The organism is Pseudomonas sp. SDO52101_S400 (assembly GCF_054071635.1).
Window position 1 is genome coordinate 41,049 of record NZ_JBSVWF010000032.1, and the last position, 22,686, is coordinate 63,734.

The 22,686-nt window shown below is 61.0% G+C and carries 22 protein-coding genes; 12 read left to right on the forward strand and 10 right to left on the reverse strand.

Annotated features, from left to right (window positions below; all coding sequences use genetic code 11):
* Positions 1-5 precede the first annotated feature (5 nt).
* The 3 genes from ACW9HX_RS17300 to ACW9HX_RS17310 are packed head-to-tail and all read left to right on the forward strand — an operon-like array spanning position 6 to position 2,604.
* On the forward strand, positions 6-1,085 hold the full coding sequence (locus tag ACW9HX_RS17300; RefSeq protein ID WP_457381523.1) for a COX15/CtaA family protein: 1,080 nt from the start codon (positions 6-8) through the stop codon (positions 1,083-1,085).
* Entirely contained in the window at positions 1,073-1,972 is a 900-nt protein-coding gene (gene cyoE, locus ACW9HX_RS17305) for a heme o synthase (RefSeq protein WP_085733847.1), read from the forward strand. The genes ACW9HX_RS17300 and cyoE overlap by 13 nt, the downstream gene beginning before the upstream one ends.
* Complete coding sequence (locus tag ACW9HX_RS17310) at positions 1,969-2,604, forward strand: SCO family protein (protein WP_457381524.1); 636 nt, start codon at positions 1,969-1,971, stop codon at positions 2,602-2,604. The genes cyoE and ACW9HX_RS17310 overlap by 4 nt, the downstream gene beginning before the upstream one ends.
* Before the next feature lie 280 nt (positions 2,605-2,884).
* Here the strand turns inward: ACW9HX_RS17310 and ACW9HX_RS17315 are convergent, their stop codons facing one another.
* From ACW9HX_RS17315 to ACW9HX_RS17325, 3 genes are all read right to left on the reverse strand, one after another.
* The gene (locus tag ACW9HX_RS17315; RefSeq protein ID WP_457381525.1) at positions 2,885-3,655 is read right to left on the reverse strand and encodes a MetQ/NlpA family ABC transporter substrate-binding protein; all 771 of its coding nucleotides are present in this window, start codon (positions 3,653-3,655) and stop codon (positions 2,885-2,887) included.
* Positions 3,656-3,729: 74 nt separating this feature from the next.
* Positions 3,730-4,404, reverse strand: a complete 675-nt coding sequence (locus ACW9HX_RS17320; protein WP_065260662.1) for a methionine ABC transporter permease — start codon at positions 4,402-4,404, stop codon at positions 3,730-3,732.
* Positions 4,404-5,411 (reverse strand): methionine ABC transporter ATP-binding protein, encoded by a 1,008-nt coding sequence (locus ACW9HX_RS17325; RefSeq protein WP_457381526.1) that lies wholly within the window; start codon positions 5,409-5,411, stop codon positions 4,404-4,406. The genes ACW9HX_RS17320 and ACW9HX_RS17325 overlap by 1 nt, the downstream gene beginning before the upstream one ends.
* A 259-nt stretch (positions 5,412-5,670) precedes the next feature.
* Here ACW9HX_RS17325 and katE point away from each other — a divergent pair, with 259 nt between their 5' ends.
* Positions 5,671-7,812, forward strand: a complete 2,142-nt coding sequence (gene katE / locus ACW9HX_RS17330) for a catalase HPII (RefSeq protein ID WP_457381527.1) — start codon at positions 5,671-5,673, stop codon at positions 7,810-7,812.
* A gap of 37 nt (positions 7,813-7,849) precedes the next feature.
* On the opposite strand, the gene ACW9HX_RS17335 is transcribed toward katE, so the two are convergent.
* The 4 genes from ACW9HX_RS17335 to zur are packed head-to-tail and all read right to left on the reverse strand — an operon-like array spanning position 7,850 to position 10,649.
* Positions 7,850-8,563 carry a PA5502 family lipoprotein gene (locus ACW9HX_RS17335; RefSeq protein ID WP_457381528.1) on the reverse strand — a complete coding sequence of 238 codons (714 nt, stop codon included), beginning with the start codon at positions 8,561-8,563 and terminating at the stop codon, positions 7,850-7,852.
* 37 nt (positions 8,564-8,600) lie between these two features.
* Positions 8,601-9,389, reverse strand: coding sequence for a zinc ABC transporter permease subunit ZnuB (znuB, locus tag ACW9HX_RS17340; RefSeq protein WP_065260666.1), 789 nt, complete (start codon positions 9,387-9,389; stop codon positions 8,601-8,603).
* Positions 9,382-10,167 carry a zinc ABC transporter ATP-binding protein ZnuC gene (gene znuC / locus ACW9HX_RS17345; RefSeq protein WP_096822428.1) on the reverse strand — a complete coding sequence of 262 codons (786 nt, stop codon included), beginning with the start codon at positions 10,165-10,167 and terminating at the stop codon, positions 9,382-9,384. The genes znuB and znuC overlap by 8 nt, the downstream gene beginning before the upstream one ends.
* Positions 10,167-10,649: a zinc uptake transcriptional repressor Zur gene (gene zur / locus ACW9HX_RS17350; RefSeq protein ID WP_011331783.1), complete on the reverse strand. Its 483-nt coding sequence runs from the start codon at positions 10,647-10,649 to the stop codon at positions 10,167-10,169. The genes znuC and zur overlap by 1 nt, the downstream gene beginning before the upstream one ends.
* A gap of 66 nt (positions 10,650-10,715) precedes the next feature.
* Between zur and ACW9HX_RS17355 the strand changes: the two genes are divergently transcribed.
* Entirely contained in the window at positions 10,716-11,636 is a 921-nt protein-coding gene (locus ACW9HX_RS17355) for a zinc ABC transporter substrate-binding protein (protein ID WP_457381529.1), read from the forward strand.
* 40 nt (positions 11,637-11,676) lie between these two features.
* Here the strand turns inward: ACW9HX_RS17355 and ACW9HX_RS17360 are convergent, their stop codons facing one another.
* A complete protein-coding gene (locus ACW9HX_RS17360) occupies positions 11,677-12,630 on the reverse strand; it encodes a homoserine kinase (RefSeq protein ID WP_457381530.1) in 954 nt (317 codons plus the stop codon).
* Positions 12,631-12,690: 60 nt separating this feature from the next.
* Complete coding sequence (locus tag ACW9HX_RS17365; protein ID WP_457381531.1) at positions 12,691-12,981, reverse strand: DUF2782 domain-containing protein; 291 nt, start codon at positions 12,979-12,981, stop codon at positions 12,691-12,693.
* 74 nt (positions 12,982-13,055) lie between these two features.
* Here ACW9HX_RS17365 and polA point away from each other — a divergent pair, with 74 nt between their 5' ends.
* Complete coding sequence (polA, locus tag ACW9HX_RS17370) at positions 13,056-15,860, forward strand: DNA polymerase I (RefSeq protein WP_457381532.1); 2,805 nt, start codon at positions 13,056-13,058, stop codon at positions 15,858-15,860.
* Between the two features lie 284 nt (positions 15,861-16,144).
* Here the strand turns inward: polA and yihA are convergent, their stop codons facing one another.
* Entirely contained in the window at positions 16,145-16,789 is a 645-nt protein-coding gene (gene yihA, locus ACW9HX_RS17375; RefSeq protein ID WP_115986479.1) for a ribosome biogenesis GTP-binding protein YihA/YsxC, read from the reverse strand.
* A 191-nt stretch (positions 16,790-16,980) separates the two neighbouring features.
* Between yihA and ACW9HX_RS17380 the strand changes: the two genes are divergently transcribed.
* The 6 genes from ACW9HX_RS17380 to ACW9HX_RS17405 all read left to right on the forward strand — a co-directional run bounded on the left by ACW9HX_RS17380 (position 16,981) and on the right by ACW9HX_RS17405 (position 22,646).
* On the forward strand, positions 16,981-17,286 hold the full coding sequence (locus ACW9HX_RS17380; RefSeq protein ID WP_085713044.1) for a c-type cytochrome: 306 nt from the start codon (positions 16,981-16,983) through the stop codon (positions 17,284-17,286).
* Between the two features lie 32 nt (positions 17,287-17,318).
* A complete protein-coding gene (locus tag ACW9HX_RS17385; protein WP_169428253.1) occupies positions 17,319-17,930 on the forward strand; it encodes a c-type cytochrome in 612 nt (203 codons plus the stop codon).
* Between the two features lie 210 nt (positions 17,931-18,140).
* Positions 18,141-18,782, forward strand: coding sequence for a thiol:disulfide interchange protein DsbA/DsbL (locus ACW9HX_RS17390; protein ID WP_457381533.1), 642 nt, complete (start codon positions 18,141-18,143; stop codon positions 18,780-18,782).
* A 14-nt stretch (positions 18,783-18,796) separates the two neighbouring features.
* The gene (locus ACW9HX_RS17395; protein ID WP_457381534.1) at positions 18,797-19,675 is read left to right on the forward strand and encodes an endonuclease/exonuclease/phosphatase family protein; all 879 of its coding nucleotides are present in this window, start codon (positions 18,797-18,799) and stop codon (positions 19,673-19,675) included.
* Positions 19,672-21,771, forward strand: a complete 2,100-nt coding sequence (locus ACW9HX_RS17400; protein ID WP_457381535.1) for a diguanylate cyclase — start codon at positions 19,672-19,674, stop codon at positions 21,769-21,771. The genes ACW9HX_RS17395 and ACW9HX_RS17400 overlap by 4 nt, the downstream gene beginning before the upstream one ends.
* 95 nt (positions 21,772-21,866) lie before the next feature.
* The gene (locus ACW9HX_RS17405; RefSeq protein ID WP_457381536.1) at positions 21,867-22,646 is read left to right on the forward strand and encodes an N-acetylmuramoyl-L-alanine amidase; all 780 of its coding nucleotides are present in this window, start codon (positions 21,867-21,869) and stop codon (positions 22,644-22,646) included.
* Positions 22,647-22,686: the final 40 nt, after the last annotated feature.

Sequence of the window (22,686 nt, forward strand, 5' to 3'; positions counted from 1 at the left end):
TCGTCATGGCCAAACCTGGATTTCGCCTCGCGCTGTTTGCCACCCTGCTGGCGCTGATCGTGGTGCTGCTCGGCGCCTACACCCGCCTGACTCACGCCGGTCTCGGCTGCCCCGACTGGCCGGGCTGCTACGGGTTCATCAGCGTGCCGAAAAGCGAAGCCCAACTGGCCCATGCCGAACTGCATTACCCCGACTCGCCGGTGGAGGCACACAAAGGCTGGAACGAGATGATCCACCGCTACTTCGCCGGCACCCTTGGCATGCTGATTTCGATTCTGGCCGGGCGCGCGTGGGTTAACCGTCGTCATCCGGGGCAACCGCTGAAACTGCCGCTGTTTCTGCTGGCGGTGGTGTTCGCCCAAGCCGCGTTCGGCATGTGGACGGTGACGCTCAAGCTCTGGCCGCAAGTGGTGACCGGGCATTTGCTCGGTGGCTTCGCGACCTTGAGCCTGCTGTTTCTGCTGACGTTGAGACTGTCCGGCGTGTTGCCGGCGCTGACCGTGCCCAAGCGGCTGCAATATTGGGCGACTGCCGGATTGCTGTTGGTGATCGGCCAGATCGCTCTCGGCGGCTGGGTCAGTTCCAACTATGCGGCGGTGGCCTGCATCGACTTCCCGACTTGCCACGGCCAATGGTTGCCGCCGGCGGACTTCGCCAACGGCTTTCACCTGACTCAACACATCGGCCCCAATTACCTCGGCGGGCAACTCGACAGCGACGCGCGCACGGCGATTCACCTGACCCACCGCATCGGTGCCTTGCTGGTGACGATTGTCCTGCTCGGGCTGGCGTGGCAACTGAAAGTCGTGGGCATGACGAGGCTGGCCGGGCTGGTGCTGATCGCCCTCGGCGCACAGATCACCCTTGGCATCAGCAACGTGCTGTTTCATCTGCCGCTGCCGGTGGCCGTGGCGCACAACGCCGGCGGCGCGGCACTGCTGCTGACCATGGTGCTGGTCAACTATCACGCGCGAACCAGTCTGGTTCGGGTCAAGCAGCCGATGCTCGTGCGCTGGCACCTGAGCCCGCGTAAACAGTCGGCGGCGCCCATCACTATAAAAGGAGAGACGCCATGGCGATTCTGATCGGCGAACGTCCCGCGCAGGCGTTGTGGCGAGACTATCTGGAGCTGACCAAACCGAAAGTCGTGGTGCTGATGCTCATCACCTCGCTGGTCGGCATGTTCCTCGCGACCCGCGCCGGGGTGCCGTGGACGGTGCTGGTGTTCGGCAACCTGGGGATCGCGCTGTGTGCCGGTGGTGCGGCGGCGGTCAATCACGTGGTGGACCGGCGCATCGATGCGGTCATGGCGCGCACCCACAAACGGCCACTGGCCGAAGGTCGGGTTTCACCCACGGCAGCGCTGACCTTTGCGCTGGTACTGGCGCTGCTCGGCCAGGCCCTGCTGCTGACTTTCACCAACCCGCTGACCGCGTGGCTGACCCTGGCCTCGTTGCTCGGCTACGCGGTGATCTACACCGGATTCCTCAAACGTGCGACGCCGCAGAACATCGTCATCGGCGGCCTCGCCGGCGCCGCACCGCCGCTGCTTGGCTGGACAGCCGCCACCGGCCACGTCAGCGCCGAACCGTTGCTGCTGGTGCTGATCATCTTCGCCTGGACCCCGCCGCACTTCTGGGCGCTGGCGATCCACCGCAAGGAGGAATACGCCAAGGCCGACATCCCGATGCTGCCGGTCACCCACGGCGAGCACTACACCAAGGTGCACATTCTGCTGTACACCTTCGCCCTGCTGGCGGTCAGCCTCTTGCCCTACGTGATCCACATGAGCGGCGCGCTGTACCTGATCTGCGCCCTCGGCCTGGGCGCAAGGTTTCTGCAATGGGCCGTGGTGCTGTACCGTGGCACTCGGCCGCACGCGGCGATCAACACCTTCAAGTACTCTATCTGGTACTTGTTTCTGCTGTTCATCGCCCTGCTCGTAGACCACTACTTACTGTTGAACCTATGACTCGAACCCAGAAAACCGTCTTCATCCTCGTGGCCGTGATCGCGCTGATCCTCGGCCTGACCGTCAACAAAGTGCTGAGCGGCAAGGGCCAGGGCGACCCGACCGCGCTGATCGACGCCGGCATCATCCTGCTGCCGCAGAGCCGCAACCTGCCGGACGTGACGATGACCAATCAGGACGGCCAACCGGTCACGGTCAACGAGCTCAAGGGAAAATGGAGCCTGCTGTTCTTCGGCTACACCTTCTGCCCGGACATCTGCCCGACCACCCTCGCCCAACTGCGCCAGATCAAAAGCGAGTTGCCGAAGGATGCTGTGGATAAATTGCAGATCGTACTGGTCAGCGTCGACCCGAACCGCGACAGCCCCGCGCAGTTGAAGCAGTACCTGGGCTACTTCGATCCGCAGTTCATCGGCCTGACGCCGAAGTCGATCGAGGAGCTGCAGAAGGTAGCGAACGCGGTGAGCATTCCGTTCATTCCGGCGGATACCAGCAAGCCGAACTACACGGTGGATCACAGCGGGAATCTGGCGGTAATCGGGCCGGACGGGACGCAGCGCGGGTTTATTCGGGCGCCGTTGAACAATGCCAAGCTGGTTGCGCAGTTGCCGGTGATGCTTAACCGCAAGTAAGAAGATCAAAAGCTAGCCCTCACCCTAACCCTCTCCCGGAGGGAGAGGGAACCGATTGGGGGATGCTGCAGATTTACGTCGACCTGATCATGCTTCACCGAATCCATAATCGACTCGAACTTGCAGGTCGACAGATAGCGCAAGACACCTCGGTCGGCCCCCTCTCCCTCCGGGAGAGGGCTGGGGTGAGGGGGAGGGTTCACTGCGGGACCAAAGCCGAAAACCAGACACAAAAAAGGGGACGCCACAGGCGTCCCCTTTTTCGTTACAGCTATCTGAATCAGAACGCCGGCAACACCGCACCTTTGTACTTCTCGGTAATGAATTTCTTCACTTCCGGGCTGTGCAGGGCAGCGGCCAGTTTCTTCATGGCGTCGCTGTCCTTGTTGTCCGCGCGGGACACCAGGATGTTCACATAAGGCGAGTCGCTGCCTTCGATGATCAGCGCGTCCTTGGACGGATCAAGCTTGGCTTCCAGCGCGTAGTTGGTGTTGATCAGCGCCAGGTCGACCTGGGTCAGCACGCGCGGGATGGTTGCGGCTTCCAGTTCACGGATCTTCAGGTCTTTCGGGTTCTGGGCGATGTCCTTGACGGTCGACAGGATGTTGGTCGGATCCTTCAGGGTGATCACGCCAGCCTTGGCCAGCAGCAACAGCGCACGGCCGCCGTTGGTGGCGTCGTTCGGGATCACCACGTTGGCGCCGCTTGGCAGTTCGTCGAGCTTCTTGATCTTGCTGGAGTAAGCGCCCAGCGGCTCCAGGTGCACACCGGTCACGGCGACCAGGCTGGTGCCCTTGGCCTTGTTGAACTCATCGAGGTACGGCTGGTGCTGGAAGAAGTTGGCGTCCAGACGCTTTTCGGCAACCTGTACGTTCGGCTGAATGTAGTCGGTGAAGACCTTGACCTTCAGATCCACGCCTTCTTTGGCCAGGGCTGGCTTCACGAACTCGAGGATTTCTGCGTGCGGCACCGGAGTGGCAGCAACGGTCAGGGTTTCAGCGTGAGCCGAAAAAGCGGCTACGGCAGCGAAAGCAGCGATCAGTTTTTTCATTCAGCTAACTCCTTTTTACGGCGCCCGTCTGGCGCCTGCCAGCGAATGGCCGGCTCATGTCATTACAAAACCGGTTATTTGCGCGAGAAGTGAACGACCAGTCGGTCGCCAACCATTTGCAGCACTTGCACCAGAATCAGCAGCAACACCACGGTGACAATCATCACATCGGTCTGGAAACGCTGGTAACCGAAACGGATAGCCAGGTCACCCAGACCACCGGCGCCGACCACACCCGCCATTGCGGTGTAGGAAACCAGTGTAATCGCCGTCACCGTAATCGCCGCGAAGATGCCCGGACGGGCCTCCGGCAGCAAGGCGTTCATGATGATCTGCCGGGTGGTCGCGCCCATGGACTGGGTCGCTTCGATGATGCCGCGATCGACTTCACGAAGGGCGGTTTCCACCAGTCGTGCGAAGAACGGCGTTGCTCCCACTACCAGCGGCGGAATCGCACCGGCCACGCCCAGCGAGGTGCCGGTGATCAGCACGGTGAACGGGATCATCACGATCAACAGAATAATGAACGGCAGCGAACGCAGGATGTTCACCACCAGCGACAGCAGCGCATACACACCTTTGGCTTCAAGCAACTGACGCGGACTGCACAGGAACAACAACACGCCCAGCGGCAGGCCGAGCAACACGGTGAACAGCAGCGAACCGCCGAGCATCATCATGGTGTCGCCGGTGGCCAGCCAGATTTCGTACCAGTCGATATTGGTGAAGAAACTCATCAGGTCTGCCATTAGCGCAACACCTCCATGTGAACGTCAGCGGCGGTGAAGCGGGCAAACGCCGCTTTCATGTCGCCGCCGGTGACGGCGAGGGTCAATTGCCCGTAAGGAATGTCTTTGATGCGGTCGATGCGACCGGCCAGGATGCTGTAGTCCACACCGGTTTCCCGGGCGACGGTACCGAGCAACGGCGCGTAGGTCGCTTCGCCCTGGAAGGTCAGACGCACGATGCGGCCTGGCACGTGAGCGAAGTCATCGCGCTGCTCGCTTTCGTCGATCTGCTCGTCTTCCTGGACGAAACGCTTGGTGGTCGGGTGCTTCGGATGCAGGAACACCTCGGCCACCGAACCTTGTTCGACGATCACGCCGGCGTCCATCACCGCCACCTGATCGCAGACACGGCGGATCACGTCCATCTCGTGGGTGATCAGCACGATGGTCAGTTTCAGCTCGCGGTTGATCTCGGCCAGCAGTTGCAGCACAGATGCGGTGGTCTGCGGGTCGAGGGCGCTGGTGGCTTCGTCGCACAGCAGGATTTTCGGCTTGGTCGCCAGGGCGCGGGCGATGCCGACGCGCTGCTTCTGACCGCCGGAAAGCTGAGCCGGATACTTTTTGGCGTGATCGGACAGACCGACCCGCGCCAGCAACTCGGCCACACGCTGGTCGATCTCGGCACGGGACAGTTCACCGGCCAGGGTCAGCGGCAGCGCGACGTTGTCGGCCACGGTCTTGGACGCCAGCAGGTTGAAGTGCTGGAAGATCATCCCGACCTGCTGACGGAAACGGCGCAGGCCGTTGGCGTCCAGCGCGGTGACTTCTTCGCCGTCGACGATGATCTTGCCGCCACTGGAATCTTCCAGGCGATTGATCAGACGCAGCAGGGTACTTTTTCCCGCACCGGAATGGCCAATCAGGCCGAACACCTGACCATTCTCGATGGAGAAACTGGTCGGGTGCAGCGCGGTGATGTCCTTACCGGCGACGCGGTAAGTCTTATGGACGTTTTGAAACTCGATCACGTAGCGAACCTTGTGGGGCGCGTTGGAAAAGGATCAGCGGTTAGCCGGGCGCGCATTTTAGCCTGTCCGTATAGAGGTTCTTAGCATTTATTTCGCGATTAACCTTCAATTTGGCAATAACAAGATCAAAGGTCATAAAAAAGGAACGCCCAAAACCCTCGTCAGTCACTAAGTAAGCGACTTGAAAACCCTGGGTGCCGTGCCTGGGAAACACTCAAGGGTCCCGGGCCATCCCGGGGCAAACAGGAGTTCATGACTGATGAGTACCAAGAAACCTGCCACTGACAAAAGCCAAATGGCCGGCACCGATACTGCGGATCGCGCCAATACCAACGCCAAACTCGACAGCCTGGAAAAATTCCGCTCCGACGCTACTGGCCAGGCCCTGCGCACCAATCAGGGCGTGAAAGTCGCGGACAATCAGAACACGCTGAAGGCCGGGGCCCGCGGGCCGTCGCTGCTGGAAGACTTCATCATGCGTGAGAAAATCACGCACTTTGACCATGAGCGGATTCCCGAGCGCATCGTCCACGCCCGCGGCACCGGTGCCCATGGTTTCTTTCAAACTTACGAGAACCATTCGGCATTGACCAAGGCCGGTTTCCTGCGTGACCCCGGGAAAAAAACGCCTGTGTTCGTGCGTTTTTCCACGGTGCAGGGGCCACGCGGTTCCGGCGATACCGTGCGTGACGTACGTGGTTTTGCCGTGAAGTTCTTCACCGACGAAGGCAACTTCGATCTGGTCGGCAACAACATGCCGGTATTTTTCATACAGGACGCGATCAAGTTTCCTGACTTCGTCCACGCGGTAAAACCCGAGCCCCACAATGAAATCCCTACCGGTGGCTCGGCCCACGATACCTTCTGGGACTTCGTGTCGCTGGTGCCGGAATCGGCGCACATGGTGATCTGGGCCATGTCCGACCGGGCGATCCCAAAAAGCCTGCGCAGCATGCAGGGGTTCGGCGTGCACACCTTCCGGCTGATCAATGCCGAGGGCAAATCGCGCTTCGTCAAATTCCACTGGCGCCCCACCGCCGGCACCTGTTCGCTGGTGTGGGACGAAGCACAGAAGCTGGCCGGTAAAGATACTGACTACCATCGGCGCGATCTCTGGGAGGCCATCGAGACCGGGGACTACCCGGAGTGGGAACTTGGCGTACAGGTCATCGAGGAGGAAAACGAGCACGACTTCGATTTCGACATACTCGACCCGACCAAGCTGATTCCCGAAGAAATCGTTCCGATCACACCGCTGGGCAAGATGACCCTCAACCGCAACCCGGACAACTTCTTCGCCGAAACCGAGCAGGTCGCTTTCTGCCCCGGCCATATCGTGCCGGGCATCGACTTTTCCAATGACCCGCTGCTGCAAGGTCGGCTGTTTTCCTACACCGACACGCAGATCAGCCGACTCGGCGGGCCAAACTTTCATGAGCTGCCGATCAATCGCCCGGTCGCACCGTTCCATAACGGCCAGCGCGATGCCCAGCACCGCACATTGATCGACAAGGGCCGTGCGTCCTACGAGCCTAACTCCATCGATGGCGGCTGGCCGAAAGAAACCCCGCCGGCGGCCCAGGACGGCGGGTTCGAGAGTTATCCGGAGCGCATCGACGCCAACAAGATCCGTCAGCGCAGCGAGTCGTTCAGCGATCACTTCTCCCAGGCGCGGCTGTTCTTCAAGAGCATGAGCAAGCACGAGCAGGAACACATCATTTCGGCCTACAGCTTCGAACTGGGCAAGGTTGAGCGCGAGCACATTCGGGCGCGGGAAGTGAACGAGATTCTGGCCAATATCGATCTGGAACTGGCCAAGCGCGTGGCTCAGAACCTCGGGTTGCCGGCGCCGGCCAAGGGCACGGTCGAGGTGCGCAAAACATCACTGGATCACTCACCGTCCCTGAGTCAGGCCAATCTGTTGCCGGAGAACATAAAGACACGAAAAGTGGCGATTCTGGCGGCCAATGGTGTCGATGGTGCCGCAATTGATGCGATGAAGAAGGCTCTGGCGGCGGAAGGTGCACACGCCAAACTGCTCGGCCCGACTTCGGCACCGGTGAAGACAGCCGATGGCAAAAGCCTGGCGGTGGATGCGTCGATGGAAGGTTTGCCTTCGGTAGCGTTCGATGCGGTGTTCGTGCCGGGTGGCGCGGCGTCGGTCAAGGCGTTGAGCGGTGACGGCGTGGCGTTGCATTACCTGCTGGAGGCTTACAAACACTTGAAGGCGATTGCGCTGCATGGCGAGGCCAAACAGTTGCTGGACGTGTTGAAACTGGAGGCGGATGCCGGATTGATCGAGGGCAAGGATGTGAAAGCGCTGACCAGGCCGTTCTTTGCGGCGATCGGGCAGCATCGGGTTTGGGATCGGGAGGCGAAAGCCAAAGCCATTCCGGCCTGAAAAAAACCGCAGCCTGCGATCAGCAGGCTGCGGTTATTCAGGGTTTGCGCGGGCTCAGAACCATCTGCGCCGGGACCGTGCGCAAAATCTGCTTCTCGATCTGCAGATCGAAATCCGGATCGAGCTTCTTCACGCGTTTGGTGATCAACGTCGACAGCCACGGATAATCATTGGTGCGCGGCGCCTGAATGCTCACTGCACAATCGTAATTCACCACATCGGCGGCGATCGCGTCGAGTTGACGGCGAAGTTTGCGGCTATCGGTGATGTTCAGCGCAACCGTGGTGCTTTCGGCGGTCGGATCGATCACCTTGGCTTTCGGCTTGGCTTCAGCGGCCTGGAGCGCTGCTTCGGCTTTCTCCAGTTCAGCCTTGCGGGCTTCGGTGATGGCGCCGTTGACGCCACCGGTCAGCGCCGGGGCCTTGGGCATCAGCGCGCGGGCGCGGGCCAAAGCGGTTGCGGCCGCATTCACATCGCCCTTTTGCAGGACGATCTGGCTGCGGCGCAGATAGGCTTCGGCCAACTGGCGCTGGTATTGCTCAAGGGACTGATCGTTGGGCGTTTCGGCCTGCAAGGCTGCCAATTGGTCTTCGGCAGTGGCCAGTTCGCTGCTGGCCAGGCTTTGCTCCAGCTGTGCGATGGCCGTGGCCCGCGCATCGGGAGCTTCGGCCACCGGCGGCGTGCTTTGGCAGGCGCCCAGCAGCACTGAAAATGCGACAAGGAGCAGATAACGGGAGGCGAACGGCTTCATTCCTGCGACTCTCTATTTGCGCAAAAAACGAGCAAGTCTACACCCCTCGACGGGGCAGAACAAAACTCAGCAGAAACAGTGCGGCCGCCGTCACAACGATTGACGGCCCCGCCGGGGTGTCCTTGAACCAGGACAGCGCCAGCCCGCCACACACGGCGAGCATGCCCAGCAGGCTCGCGCCCAGTGCCATCTGCTCCGGCGAGCGGGCGTGACGTTGTGCCGCAGCCGCCGGGATGATCAACAGCGACGTAATCAGCAACACACCGACGATTTTCATCGCCACGGCGATCACCACCGCGATCAGCAGCATCAGCGCCATGCGCAAACCGGCCACCGGCAGGCCTTCGACCCGGGCCAGCTCTTCGTGCACGGTAATCGCCAGCAGCGGTCGCCACAGCGTCACCAGCAACACCAGCACCGCCGCGCTGCCGCCGAGGATCCAAGCCAGATCAGTCGGGCTGATCGCCAGCAGGTCACCGAACAGATAGGCCATCAGGTCGATCCGCACTTCATGCATGAAGCTTAGTACCACCAGGCCCAGAGAGAGCGTGCTCGGCGCAAGAATGCCCAGCAACGTGTCGGACGCCAGCGGCTGACGCTGTTGCAGGGTCACCAGCAGCACCGCCAGCAGCAGACAGCCCACGGTGACCGCAACGGTCGGGCTGACATCCAGCAGAAAACCCAGCGCCACACCGAGCAGCGCGGCGTGGGACAGCGTGTCGCCGAAATAGGCCATGCGCCGCCAGACCACGAACGAGCCGAGAGGCCCCGCGACCACCGCCAACGCCAGACCTGCAAGCAGGGCGTAGAACAGAAAATCAGCCATGCTTGCAGCTATCTCCGTGAACGTGAGGTTGGCCCGTCACAGGCCCTTTGACCACCGAACCGTGCAGGTCGTGGGCGTGGTCGTGATGGTGGTGATAGACCGCCAGGCTTGGCGCGTGGTTGCCGAACAGCTCGACGAAAGCAGGGTCGCCGCTGACTTGTTCGGGGTGCCCCGAGCAGCAGACGTGGCGATTGAGGCACACCACCTGATCCGTGGTGCTCATCACCAGATGCAGATCGTGAGACACCATCAAAACGCCGCAACCGTGACGGTCGCGCAGCCGGGTGATCAGGCTGTACAGCTCGGCCTGCCCGGCAACATCGACGCCCTGCACCGGTTCGTCGAGTACCAGCAACTCCGGCTCGCGCAACAAGGCACGAGCCAGCAATACGCGCTGCATTTCACCGCCGGAAACGCTTTGCACCGGGCTGTCGATGACGTGCTCTGCGCCGACTTCCTTGAGTGCCGCCAGCGCACGCGGACGATCAACGCCCGGCACCAGCCGCAGGAAGCGCAGCACCGACAGCGGCAAGGTCGGATCGACGTGCAGCTTCTGCGGCATGTAACCGATGCGCAATTTCGGCTTGCGCCAGACGCTGCCGCTGTCGGGTTTCAGCAGCCCGAGTACGGCGCGTACCAGCGTGGTCTTGCCTGCGCCGTTGGGGCCGATCAGGGTGACGATCTGCCCCGGTTCGACGCTCAGGTGAATGTTGTCCAGCACGTTCTGCCCGGCAAACCGGACAGCCACCTGCTCCAGACGGATCAACGCATCGCTCATCAAGCCCCCCGGCAACCGGAGCAGAGGCCGACCACTTCGACGGTCTGGGCCTCGACGATGAAACCGACGTCCTTGGCGCTGTGGACGATGGCGTCGCTGATGGTTTTTTGCTCAAGCTCGATAGCGGCATGGCATTCGCGGCAGATCAGGAACTGACCCTGGTGCGAGTGTTTAGGGTGAACGCAGCCGACAAAGGCGTTCAGCGAGGAGATGCGGTGCACCAGGCCGTTTTCCAGCAGGAAATCCAGCGCGCGGTACACAGTCGGCGGCGCGGCGCGGCGGCCGTCCTGCTCGCTGAGCACAGCCAGAATGTCGTAGGCACCCAGCGGCTTGTGGCTCTGCCAGACCAGTTCCAGCACCCGCCGACGCAATGCGGTCAGGCGCAGGCCTTTCTGTGCACACAAGGCATCGGCCTCGGACAGGGCGCTGTGGACGCAATGGGAGTGGTCGTGGGGACGGCTGGCAATCGGGGTAATAGGCATGAGCGGCGACGAGTTTGGTTAGAGACGTTATTATGTTACCCGTTCTCGCCTCCTTGAGTGGTCATCGTGTCCCGACTTTTTTCTGTTTTTGTGGCATTTGTCGCCAGTTTTCTGCTGATCGGTTCGGCTCAAGCCGAAGTCAGAGTCCTCACCAGCATCAAGCCGCTGCAATTGATTGCCGCTGCGGTACAGGACGGTGTGGCGATTCCGGAAGTGCTGCTGCCACCGGGGGCTTCGCCGCATAACTACGCGTTGCGCCCGTCCGACGTGCGCAAGGTGCAATCGGTGGATCTTTTGTACTGGATCGGCCCGGACATGGAAGGTTTCCTGCCCCGCGTGCTGAACGGTCGTACGCTGCCGAGCGTTGCCGTACAGGACCTGCCGGGCATGAAGCTGCGTCGCTTCGCCGAAGACAGCCACTCCCACGCCGAAGATGCAGACGAGCATGATCACGACCATCGTCCGGGCACCCTCGATGCGCATTTGTGGCTATCACCGGTGAACGCGCGGGTTATTGCCGATAAAATGGCCGCTGACCTGAGCGCCGCCGACCCGGCCAATGCCGAGCGCTATCAAAGCAATGCCAAGGCGTTCGACGAGCGTCTCGATGCGCTGGATCAGCGTTTGAAGAAGCGTCTGGCCAGCGTTGAAGGCAAACCCTACTTCGTCTTCCACGAAGCTTTCGACTACTTCGAAGATGCCTACGGCTTGAAACACACCGGTGTGTTCAGCGTTGCGGCGGAAGTGCAGCCAGGCGCCCAACATGTGGCAGCGATGCGCGCGCGTTTGCAGGAAGTTGGCAAGACCTGCGTGTTCAGTGAACCACCGCTGCGTCCACGTCTGGCCGAAACCCTGGTGGCGGGCCTGCCGGTGAAGCTGGCGGAGCTGGATGCGTTGGGTGGTTATACGCCGGCGACTGCTCAGGGTTATGAGCACGTGCTGGAGAAGTTGGGGAATGATCTGGCGGGTTGTCTCGAGTCGCTCTAATACAAAAAAACCGCAGCCTGCAGGCTGCGGTTTTTTTCTTTTAAAGGGCAAATGGCAGCGGTGTGCTGACCTGCTGACGCTGCGCCAGACGCTGCTCGAACTCTTTCGGATCGTGAATCAGCACGTCCTGTCCGGCGAACGATTCCGCCGCGATCAACCGCGACAGCCAGAACCGCACGCACGCCACTCGCAGCATGGTCGGCCACAATTCGGCCTCCGCCGCCGTGAACGGACGCAGCGTCGCGTAGGCACCAAGGAACGCCCGAGCCCGAGGGCCGTCGATCAGTCCGTCATCATCCGAACACCAGTCATTCAGGGCAATCGCCACGTCGTAGAGCATCGGCCCGGAACAGGCGTTGTAGAAGTCGATCAGCCCGGTCAGGTGCGTGCCTTCGAACATCGCGTTGTCGCGGAACAGGTCGGCGTGGATGTTCGCCCGCGGCAGCGCGAGAATTTTCTCTTTCTGTTGCGTGATTTCATCCAGCGCGGTTTGCAGCAGCGCGCGCGGCTCGTCGCTCAGGTGCGAGAGAAACTGCGTGCCCTCTTCCAGCATCCAGTCCAGGCCACGATCGGTCTTGCGCTTGATCATGTTGTCGCCCTGGGTCGCCAGGTGCAGGTGCGCCTGCAAGTCACCAACCTGCGCGCAATGCTGGGCGTTGGCCTGCTTGATGTGCTTGCCGGCCAGACGTGGTTGCAACAGCGCCGGCTTGCCTTTCAGCTCGCGCAGGGCGACGCCATCGGTGGTGCGCAGTGCGTATGGCACCGGCAGGTCAGCTTCGTGGAGGACATCGAGCAGGTCGATGAAGAATGGCATTTCCTGCACCGGGCCGCGTTCGACCAGGGTCAGGACGAACTCGCCCTTTTCCATGCTGATGAAGAAGTTGGTGTTTTCGCTGCCGGCGGCGATCCCCTGGAAATCGAGCAGACGGCCGAGCCCGTAAGGGGCGAGAAAGGTTTCCAGCTCGGGCCGAGCCAGGGGGGTGAACACAGACATGGTTAAAAACTGCTCAGTTCTGGCGCCGCCATCGCGTCGGCGCCGGTTGAAATTAAGAAACTACTTCCACTCGAAAATCTTCCATGCGGGGATCAGCATATCCGGCTGGTCCGAGCGGATGAAGTTTGCATCAGTACCGTCCGCGCGCACCAGAAAATAGGGAGGAAACCCCTTCTTGGTCACCTTGATCGCGTACAGGAAACCGTTCTGCCGGTACTCCTGGATGGTTCTATCACCTTCGGTACGGATGGTGACCTCCGGTTCCGCTGACGGCGCATCATCCGCCGCGATCGCGGCCAGCGGTGAGACAGCAATCAGACTGACCAGCAGCAAGCGATTTAACGTACGCATGATAACCTTGTCCCTTTGTCGTCAACGGTCCCGCTATTCTAGCGCCGGACCCGCCGAAAAGGTTGATCCTGCTCATGAGCCAAGCCCCCCTCGTCCTGGTGGACGGTTCGTCTTACCTGTACCGCGCCTTTCACGCGCTGCCACCGCTGACCACGTCCAAAGGCCTGCCGACCGGTGCGGTCAAGGGCGTGCTGAACATGCTCAAGAGCCTGCGCAAGCAGTATCCGGACAGCCCGTTCGCCGTGGTGTTCGACGCCAAGGGCGGGACATTTCGCGATGAGATGTACGCCGAATACAAGGCCAACCGCCCAAGCATGCCCGACGACATGCGCGTGCAGATCGAACCGCTGCACCAGAGCGTGAAAGCCCTCGGTTTCCCGCTGCTATGCGTCGAAGGCGTAGAGGCCGATGACGTGATCGGCACCCTGGCCCGCAGCAGCGCGGCCGCCAATCGCCCGGTGATCATCTCCACCGGCGACAAGGACATGGCGCAACTGGTCGACGGCCACATTACCTTGGTCAACACCATGTCCGGTAGCTCGATGGACGTGGAGGGCGTGAAGGAGAAATTCGGCGTCGCTCCGGAGCAGATCATCGATTATCTGGCCCTGATGGGCGACTCTTCCGACAACATCCCCGGCGTTCCCGGCATCGGGCCGAAAACCGCGTCCGGCCTGCTGGTCGGCGTCAACGGCGGCCTGACCGAACTCTATGCGCAGCTCGATATCGTGCCGACCCTGCCGATCCGCGGCGCCAAGACCCTGCCGGCCAAGCTTGAAGAGCACAAGGAGATGGCATTCCTCTCCTATCAACTGGCGACCATCAAGGTCGACGTGCCGCTGGATATCGGCCTCGACGACCTGCAAATGGGCCCGGAAGACCCGGCCAAACTGCTTGAGCTTTACACCCTGCTGGAGTTCAAGAGCTGGATCAACGATCTGGAACGCGATGCCAAACGTCTGGAACTGAGCAGCGCCGCCGCACCTGAGCCGGCCGTCGATCTGTTCAGCGCACCTGCGGAAGAAGCACCGGCCGCTCCGGCAGAGGCCGCGTACGAGACCATCCTCGATCAGGCCCGTTTCGACGTCTGGCTGGAAAAACTGAAGAACGCCAAGCTGTTTGCCTTCGACACCGAAACCACTGGCGTCGACGCCCAGCAGGCGCAACTGGTCGGTCTGTCCTTCGCGGTACAGGCCAATGAAGCGGCCTACATCCCGCTGACCCACTCCTACATCGGCGTGCCGGAGCAACTGGATCGCGACACTGTGTTGCGCGCGCTCAAGCCAATCCTGGAAGACCCGAACAAGCTCAAGGTCGGCCAGCACGCCAAGTTCGACATGAACATCCTGGCCAACTGCGCCATCGGCGGCGACCAGAACGAAGGCATCACCGTGCGTGGGATTGCCTTCGACACGATGCTTGAGTCCTACGTGCTCAACTCCACCGCCACCCGTCACGACATGGACAGCCTGGCGCAGAAGTACCTGGATCACACCACCGTGAGCTTCCAGGACATCGCCGGCAAAGGTGCCAAGCAACTGACTTTCGACCAGATCGCTCTGGAACAGGCCGGGCCGTATGCCGCCGAAGATGCCGACGTGACCCTGCGCCTGCACCAGACGCTGTTTGAAAAACTCAGCGCCATCCCGAGCCTGGCCAGCGTGCTGACCGAAATCGAGATCCCGCTGGTGCCGGTGCTGGCACGCATCGAGCGTCAAGGTGCGTTCGTTGACGCTGCACTGCTCGGCGTTCAGAGCATCGAGCTGGGCGACAAGATGGTTGCGCTGGAGCGTGAAGCCTTCGAAATCGCCGGTGAAGAATTCAACCTCGGCTCTCCGAAGCAACTGGGCGTGATCCTCTACGAGAAACTCGGCCTGCCGGTGCTGAAGAAAACCGCCAAGGGCCAGCCATCCACTGCTGAAGAAGTGCTGGCGAAACTGGCTGAAGACGATCACCGCCTGCCAAAAGTACTCATGGAACACCGATCCATGAGCAAGCTGAAAAGCACCTACACCGATCGCCTGCCGGAGCAGATCAACCCGCGCACCGGGCGTATCCACACCTCGTATCATCAGGCTGTGGCGTCGACCGGGCGCTTGTCGTCGAGCGATCCGAACCTGCAGAACATTCCTGTACGCACTGCCGAAGGCCGACGCATCCGTCAGGCCTTTATCGCACCGAAAGGCTACAAACTGCTGGCGGCGGACTACTCGCAGATCGAATTGCGGATCATGGCGCACCTGTCCCGCGACGAAGGCCTGATGAACGCCTTCCGCAACAACCTGGACGTACACACCGCCACGGCGGCTGAAGTGTTCAAGGTCGAGCTTAACGAAGTGACGTCCGACCAGCGCCGAGGCGCCAAGGCGATCAACTTCGGCCTGATCTATGGCATGGGCGCGCAGAAGCTGGGCAAGGACATCGGCGTCGACACAAAAACCGCCAAGGCCTACATCGACACCTATTTCGCGCGCTACCCGGGTGTTCGTGAATACATGGATCGCACCCGTGCCCAGGCAGCGGATCAGGGCTACGTGGAAACGATCTTCGGCCGCCGTCTGTATCTGCCGGACATCAACTCCAACAAGCCGCAGGAACGCGCTGCCGCCGAACGCACGGCGATCAACGCGCCGATGCAGGGCACCGCGGCAGATATCATCAAGAAAGCCATGGTGGCGGTGGACAACTGGCTGAGCGCTTCCGGGCTGGACGCCAAAGTCATCCTGCAGGTGCACGACGAACTGGTGCTGGAGGTTCGCGAGGATCTGATCGATCAGGTTCGCGACGAAATTCGCGTCCACATGAGCGAAGCGGCGAAACTGGATGTGCCATTGCTGGTGGAAGTCGGGGTTGGCAACAACTGGGACGAGGCGCACTGAGGCCTCTGGGACGGGGTTTTGCCGCGACATGACGTCGCGGCAAAGGCACCGGAAGGGGCTTAGTTCTGATCGCTCTTGAGCTTATTCCAAAGTTTTTTGAAAAGAATCTGAACTAATCTTGCGACAGGCCACTCAGAGATACTGAATGGCTGGTGAAGCCCTTCGATGCTCCTATGTTGTGTTAAGTGTTGGCAGATATCTGAACCCCGCCCTAGCGGTTCGGAACTTGAACCCCGGAACTTCTCCCTCCCCATATGAAGTCCGGGGCTTTTTTTGCCTGCGATTTACTCAGCAGGCAATTCAGCGCCTTTATCCGCCAACTCCATCCAGCCCGCCAACACAGTGTAGGCCTCTTCCAGGCCCATGCGTTTTGGTGCGGAGAACAGCTGGATCGTCACCAGATCGCCCCAACCCTTACGGATTTCCGACTGCACCTTGAGCAGTGTGTTCTTGGCTGCGCCGTAGGTCAGTTTGTCGGCCTTGGTCAGCAAGATGTGCATCGGCATGCCGGCCGCAACGGCCCAGTCGAGCATCAACAGATCGAAGTCGGTCATTGGATGACGGATGTCCATCATCAGAATCAAACCCTTCAAACTCTCGCGGCCGCCGAGGTAAGCCTCGAGGTGACGCTGCCAGTGTTGCTTGAGCGGGATCGGTACTTTTGCATAACCGTAGCCCGGCAGGTCGACCAGACGCCGTTCATCGTCTAGCTTGAAGAAGTTCAACAGCTGTGTGCGACCCGGGGTTTTCGAGGTACGCGCCAGGCTGGCGTGAGTCAGGGTGTTCAGCGCGCTGGATTTACCGGCGTTGGAACGACCGGCAAACGCCACTTCGAAGCCTTCGTCGTCGGGGCACTGATCGACTTTGGCGGCACTGAGCATGAACGTGGACTGTTGGCACAGGCCGAGGATGGGATTCTTGAGTTGCATGGGATTTCCGATGTGGGCGGCGCCGGGATTGGGCGCGGAACGCGGTGTCGCTTCCGTTTCAGTGACGCCAGTATATAATGCCGCAGATTTTGTGTGTGCTTTGTCCCAGCGAAGGATGAAGTTCACGAGAGCGACAGACCTTGATTGCGCATCAGAACGCAGAACGCTCTCAACCCTGAAAAGGTCGTTTTATGACGAAATGGCTGCTGGCTGCCGGAGTCTTGATGCCGCTTTACAGCGCACAGGCTACACAGGATCCGGAAGCAGTGTACAACCGTGTTTGTGGTGCCTGTCATTCCGGCCAACTACCCATGGCGCCCAGAAGAGGCGATCAGGAAGCTTGGACGCCGAGGTTGGCGAAAGGTATGGAGACGCTGGTGCAACACGTGACCCAGGGTTTCAAGGCGATGCCGCCGCGTGGTTTGTGCATGGACTGCAGTGCCGAGGATTACCAGGCCATCATCCTCTGGATGAGCGGAAGTAAACCCGGTCCATAACTCTTAACCCTTAGCCGTAGTTGGATTAGCTGATGAACAAATTGATCGTGAGTCTGCTGTTGACCGTGGGAATCTCAGGCTTCGCCCATGCTGCCGGTGATGCCGCCGCAGGCCAGGCGAAAGCCGCCGTATGCGGGGCCTGCCATGGCCCGGATGGCAACAGCATGGCGCCAAACTTTCCAAAACTGGCCGGACAGGGTGAACGCTACCTGACCAAGCAGCTGCACGACATCAAGTCGGGCAAGCGCACCGTTCTGGAAATGACCGGGCTGCTGACCAACCTGAGCGATCAGGACCTGTCCGACATCGCTGCCTACTTCGCCAGCCAGAAAGGCAGCGTCGGCGCCGCCGATCCGAAGATCGTCGCACGCGGTGAAGCCCTGTTCCGTGGCGGCAACCTGGAAAAAGGCCTGCCAGCCTGCACCGGTTGCCACTCGCCAAACGGCGCCGGCAACGCAGCCGCCGGCTTCCCGCACCTCGGTGGCCAACACGCTCAATACATCGCCAAACAGCTGACCGATTTCCGCAAGGAAGAAGCCGGACGCAGCAACGACGGCGATGCAATGACCATGCGCACCATCGCTCGCAAGCTGAGCGACGAGGACATCGCGGCGGTCTCCAGCTACATTCAAGGCCTGCACTAAGGCCAGGCCTGCGATGGTGACTCGAGCGTTGCGCGCGCAGGACAACTCCCGCCACGTTAACGCTCGATTAATCCGTTGCATGAAGTATAAAAAGGGTGGCTTTGGCCGCCCTTTTTTGTGGCCGCTGCCGTTACACTACAGAACTCATGCCCGCCAGGATCTGTCTGAAAACAGGTCGCGCGAGGCGACCAATTTGCCCAGGAGTAAAGCATGCGTAATCTGATCATCAGCGCCGCCCTCGTCGCTGCCAGCCTGTTCGGCGTAACGGCCCAGGCCGCCGAAGCACCTGCCGCCCCGTATTTCGAACTGAGCAATCCAGTGCCGGTTGCCGTGCCTGGCAAGATCGAAGTGGTGGAGCTGTTCTGGTACGGCTGCCCGCACTGCTACGCCTTCGAACCCGTGATCAATCCGTGGGTTGAAAAACTGCCTTCCGACGTCAACTTCGTGCGCATTCCTGCCATGTTCGGCGGCCCGTGGGACGCTCACGGTCAAATGTTCCTGACCCTGGAAGCCATGGGTGTCGAGCACAGCGTTCACGCGGCCGTATTCAACGCGATCCAGAAAGAACACAAGAAGCTGACCGACAAGAACGACATGGCCGATTTCCTCGCCACTCAAGGTGTAGACAAGGACAAGTTCCTGGCCACCTTCGACTCCTTCGCCATCAAGGGTCAGATCATCAAGGCTCGCGAGCTGGCCAAGAAGTATGAAATCTCCGGCGTTCCAACCATGATCGTCAACGGCAAATACCGTTTCGACATCGGCTCCGCCGGCGGCGCCGAAGAAGCTCTGAAGCTGGCTGACCAACTGGTTGCCAAAGAGCGAGCGGCCAACAAGGCAGCCGCCAACTAAGCGCGGCAATCGCCATGCGCCGCTGGGGAACCGAACGTCTCGTCGGCCTGCATGATCCGCAGGTCAACGAGCATCACCTGGAATCCACGGGCCTGCCCGCAGACAGCCGTTTGCGCTTGCTCAGCTTCAATATTCAGGTCGGCATCAGCACCGAGCGTTATCGGCACTACCTGACCCGCAGCTGGCAGCATCTGCTGCCGCATCCCGGGCGCTCAGGCAATCTGCAAAAGATCGGCAATCTGCTCGGCGACTTCGATCTGGTCGCCCTGCAGGAAGCCGATGGCGGCAGTCTGCGTTCGGGGTACGTCAACCAGGTCGAACACCTGGCCCATCTCGGCGCCTTCCCCTACTGGTATCAACAACTCAATCGCAACCTTGGCCGACTGGCACAGCACAGCAACGGCGTGCTCAGTCGCCTGCGCCCCTGGGCGATCGAGGACCACCCGCTGCCGGGGCCGAAAGGTCGCGGGGCGATTCTGGTGCGGTTCGGCGAAGGTCCCGAGGCGCTGGTGGTGGTGATGATGCACCTGGCGCTCGGCGCCCGGGTACGCACGATGCAACTGGCCTACATTCGCGAACTGATCAGCGGCTACAAACACCAGGTCCTGATGGGCGACATGAACACCCACGCCAGCGACCTGCTGCAACATTCGCCCTTGCGCGACCTCGGCCTGCTGGCCCCGCAACTCGAAGCGACGTTCCCCAGCTGGCGCCCCCAGCGCTGCCTGGACCATATTCTGCTCAGCCCGACCCTGACCCTGGAAAAGGTCGAAGTGCTGGCACAACCGATTTCCGATCACCTGCCCGTCGCGGTAGAGATTCGTCTGCCGGGCTCGCTCACGGCCGATGCATTGCCCGCGTTGAATCCTGCCCCTCGCGGAACGCCTGAATGAGCGACGAAGCCCAGCGCTGGAAAGAAAAATACCTCAAAAGTATCGAACAACAGGAAAAGCTCGAACGTCGATGGGACGCCCGGCTCGACCTGCTTCGTCGCGGCCTGGTACGCAGCACCCTGGCGGCGGAAGGCACCGACCGAGTGGTCGATCAATGCATGAAAGAAATGCGCGACGTGGTGCGCACCGACGACATGGATGCCGGGCTCGCCGCCCTGTTGCCGCGCCTTGAGAAAGCCGTGCTCGACTCCGAGCAGCGTCGTGAAACCCGGATCGAACAGGTCAGTACCGCACTGAACTCGCTGGTGACTCAGCTGCAATCGCTGCCGCTGCCCCGGGACGTCGCCCAGCCACTGAAGAAATTCGCCAAGCAGCTTGATGGCCGGGTGAGTCAGGCGCGGGAAATGCCCCTGCTGCTCAGTGAACTCAGCGGCTTGCAGGGCAAGGCCCTGAGCCAACTGGAGACACCGGCGGAACCGGGACGCCCGGGATTGTTGCAGCGCCTGTTCGGCAGCCGCGACAGCGAGGAAACACCTGCACCTGTGGCTCAGCCTGCCGTGACTCCTCCGGCAGCTCAGCCAGAGCAAGCACCCGCTGCGCCTGTAAGCGCGCCGATGCAGGAAGTGCCTGTCGCAATCGCCGAACCGGCAGCCATTGCCACCGTCAGTGAAACACCGGTCGCCGCACCTCTGGTCGCGCCACTGGCTTCAGCACCAGCACCAATATCAACACCCGAGCATGTTGCAGAGCCGGAAGTGGTTGCCTTCGAGCCTGCCCGGATCCTCCCGGAAGTCGTCACCGCTCCCAACGAACCGGAACCCGCCGGGCCAGTACCAGAGCCACAAGCCTTCGCGCTGCCTCCGGTCTTTGCACCCTCTGCACAGCCGGCCATCAACCCCGACGAACTGATCCACCCCGGCGATAATCCGCCCCCGGTCATCCTCGACAGTCTGCCCTTGCCCGAGCCTATCGCGCAGGCATTGGCGGCTATCGATCCGGAGCAATCCGAGCAGGACATCCTCTACGCATTGCCGGATTCGCCAGAACCGTCCTACAGCTCGGTGGCCAAACACATCGAAGACACGCTGATCGGCCTGCTGGACGATCTGACCTTGCCAGAGCGTCATCGCCCGCAAGCCGAAGCCATGCGGGACAGGCTGAAAAATGGCCTTAACTGGTATGAGCTGCTGCCGATCCTCGACGATCTGGCGACCTTGATGCTGGCCATCACCGACAGCGGTCAGCACGAATTCGAAGCCTATTTGCAGCAACTCAACGAACGTCTCGAAGCGTTCCAGAGCAACCTGCAGGCCGCCAGTGAAGGCCATGCCGACAACAGCTCTGCAGCGCGGGCGATGGACACGCAGATCCGTGAACAGGTCGATGGCTTGCAGAACAGCGTGCAGGAAGCGGCGGACCTGAACGACCTCAAGCAGGTGCTGGAGAACCATCTCGAAGGCCTGCTTGGCACGATGGACCAGCACCAGAAGCAACGCGACGCCCGTGAGCAGGAAGTGGCTGGACGCTTGAAAAGCCTGGCCGAGCGCGTGGCGCACATGGAGCAGGAAGCCCTTGGCTACCGCGAACACCTTGAAGAGCAACGCCAGAAAGCCCTGATCGACCCGCTCACCGGGCTGCCCAACCGCGCCGCCTGGAGCGAGCGACTCGACCAGGAAATCGCGCAATGGCAGCAGCATGGCAACACCTTGAGCCTGGCGATGCTCGACCTCGATCACTTCAAACGGATCAACGACAACTACGGGCATCTGGCCGGCGACAAGGTGTTGAAGATCATCGCCACGGTGTTGCGCAAGCGCCTGCGCGGCAGCGATTTCATTGCCCGCTTCGGCGGAGAGGAGTTCGTCCTGCTGCTGCCGGCAACCACGCCGGCCGTCGGCGCCAAGCTGCTGGAAACCCTGCGCGCCGCCATCGAAGCCTGCCCGTTCCACTTCAAGGGTGAACGGGTCACGATCACCATTTCCATGGGACTGGCGTCGTTCAGGTCGGGAGAACACAGCGATCTGGTGCTCAAAAGAGCCGATCAGGCACTGTACCGGGCCAAAAACGCGGGTCGCAACCGGGTTGAACTGGGCTGAAGACAATTGTTCCATTTCATTTAAATCAGCCCTTTTGCCCTCGGCACGCAAGTCAGTACGTTACACTGTTGCATTATCGACTTGCGTGTACTGCCATGAAATTCCTTGCTCTCATCGCGTCGCTGCTTGTTCTGGCCGGCTGTGCCAGCGGCCCGCGCTACGACACCAGCCACCCTTCTGCCAATCACGACAGCCGCGCGCAGTTCGTGATCGTGCATTACACCTCTGCCTCTCTCGAGCGTTCGCTGCAACTGCTGACCCACGGTGAAGTCAGCAGCCACTACCTGATCGGTGACGACAAGAACGGCACAATCTACAAACTGATGGACGAAAACCTGCGCGCCTGGCATGCCGGCGAAAGCGAATGGCAGGGTCGTACCTGGCTCAACTCAAGCTCCATCGGCATCGAAATCGTCAATCCCGGTTTCAAAGACACCCCGACCGGACGAGTGTGGTTTCCGTACAGTGAAGCCCAGGTGCAATCGCTGATCGTCCTGCTCAGGGACATCAGCAAACGCCATGGCATCAGCCCCGACCATATCATCGGTCACAGCGATATCGCGCCGTTGCGCAAGCTTGACCCAGGCCCGTTGTTCCCGTGGAAGCGCCTGGCCGCCGAAGGTCTTGGCTTATGGCCCGATGAGCAAGCCGTAGCCCGCCAGCAGGCAAGGTTCAACGCCGAACTGCCGAGCATCAGCTGGTTCCAGACAGAACTGGCACGCCTGGGTTATGCCACGCCGCAGAACGGCGAGCTGGACGTGGCGACCCGTCATGTACTCGCAGCCTTTCAGATGCACTTCCGCCCTTCCCGCTTCGACGGCACCCCGGATGCGCAAACGGCAGCGTTGCTGTCGGTGTTGAACCAGACAAAATAATGACGCCCGCCCGACGGTCAGGGCGAAACTGCAATCAGCA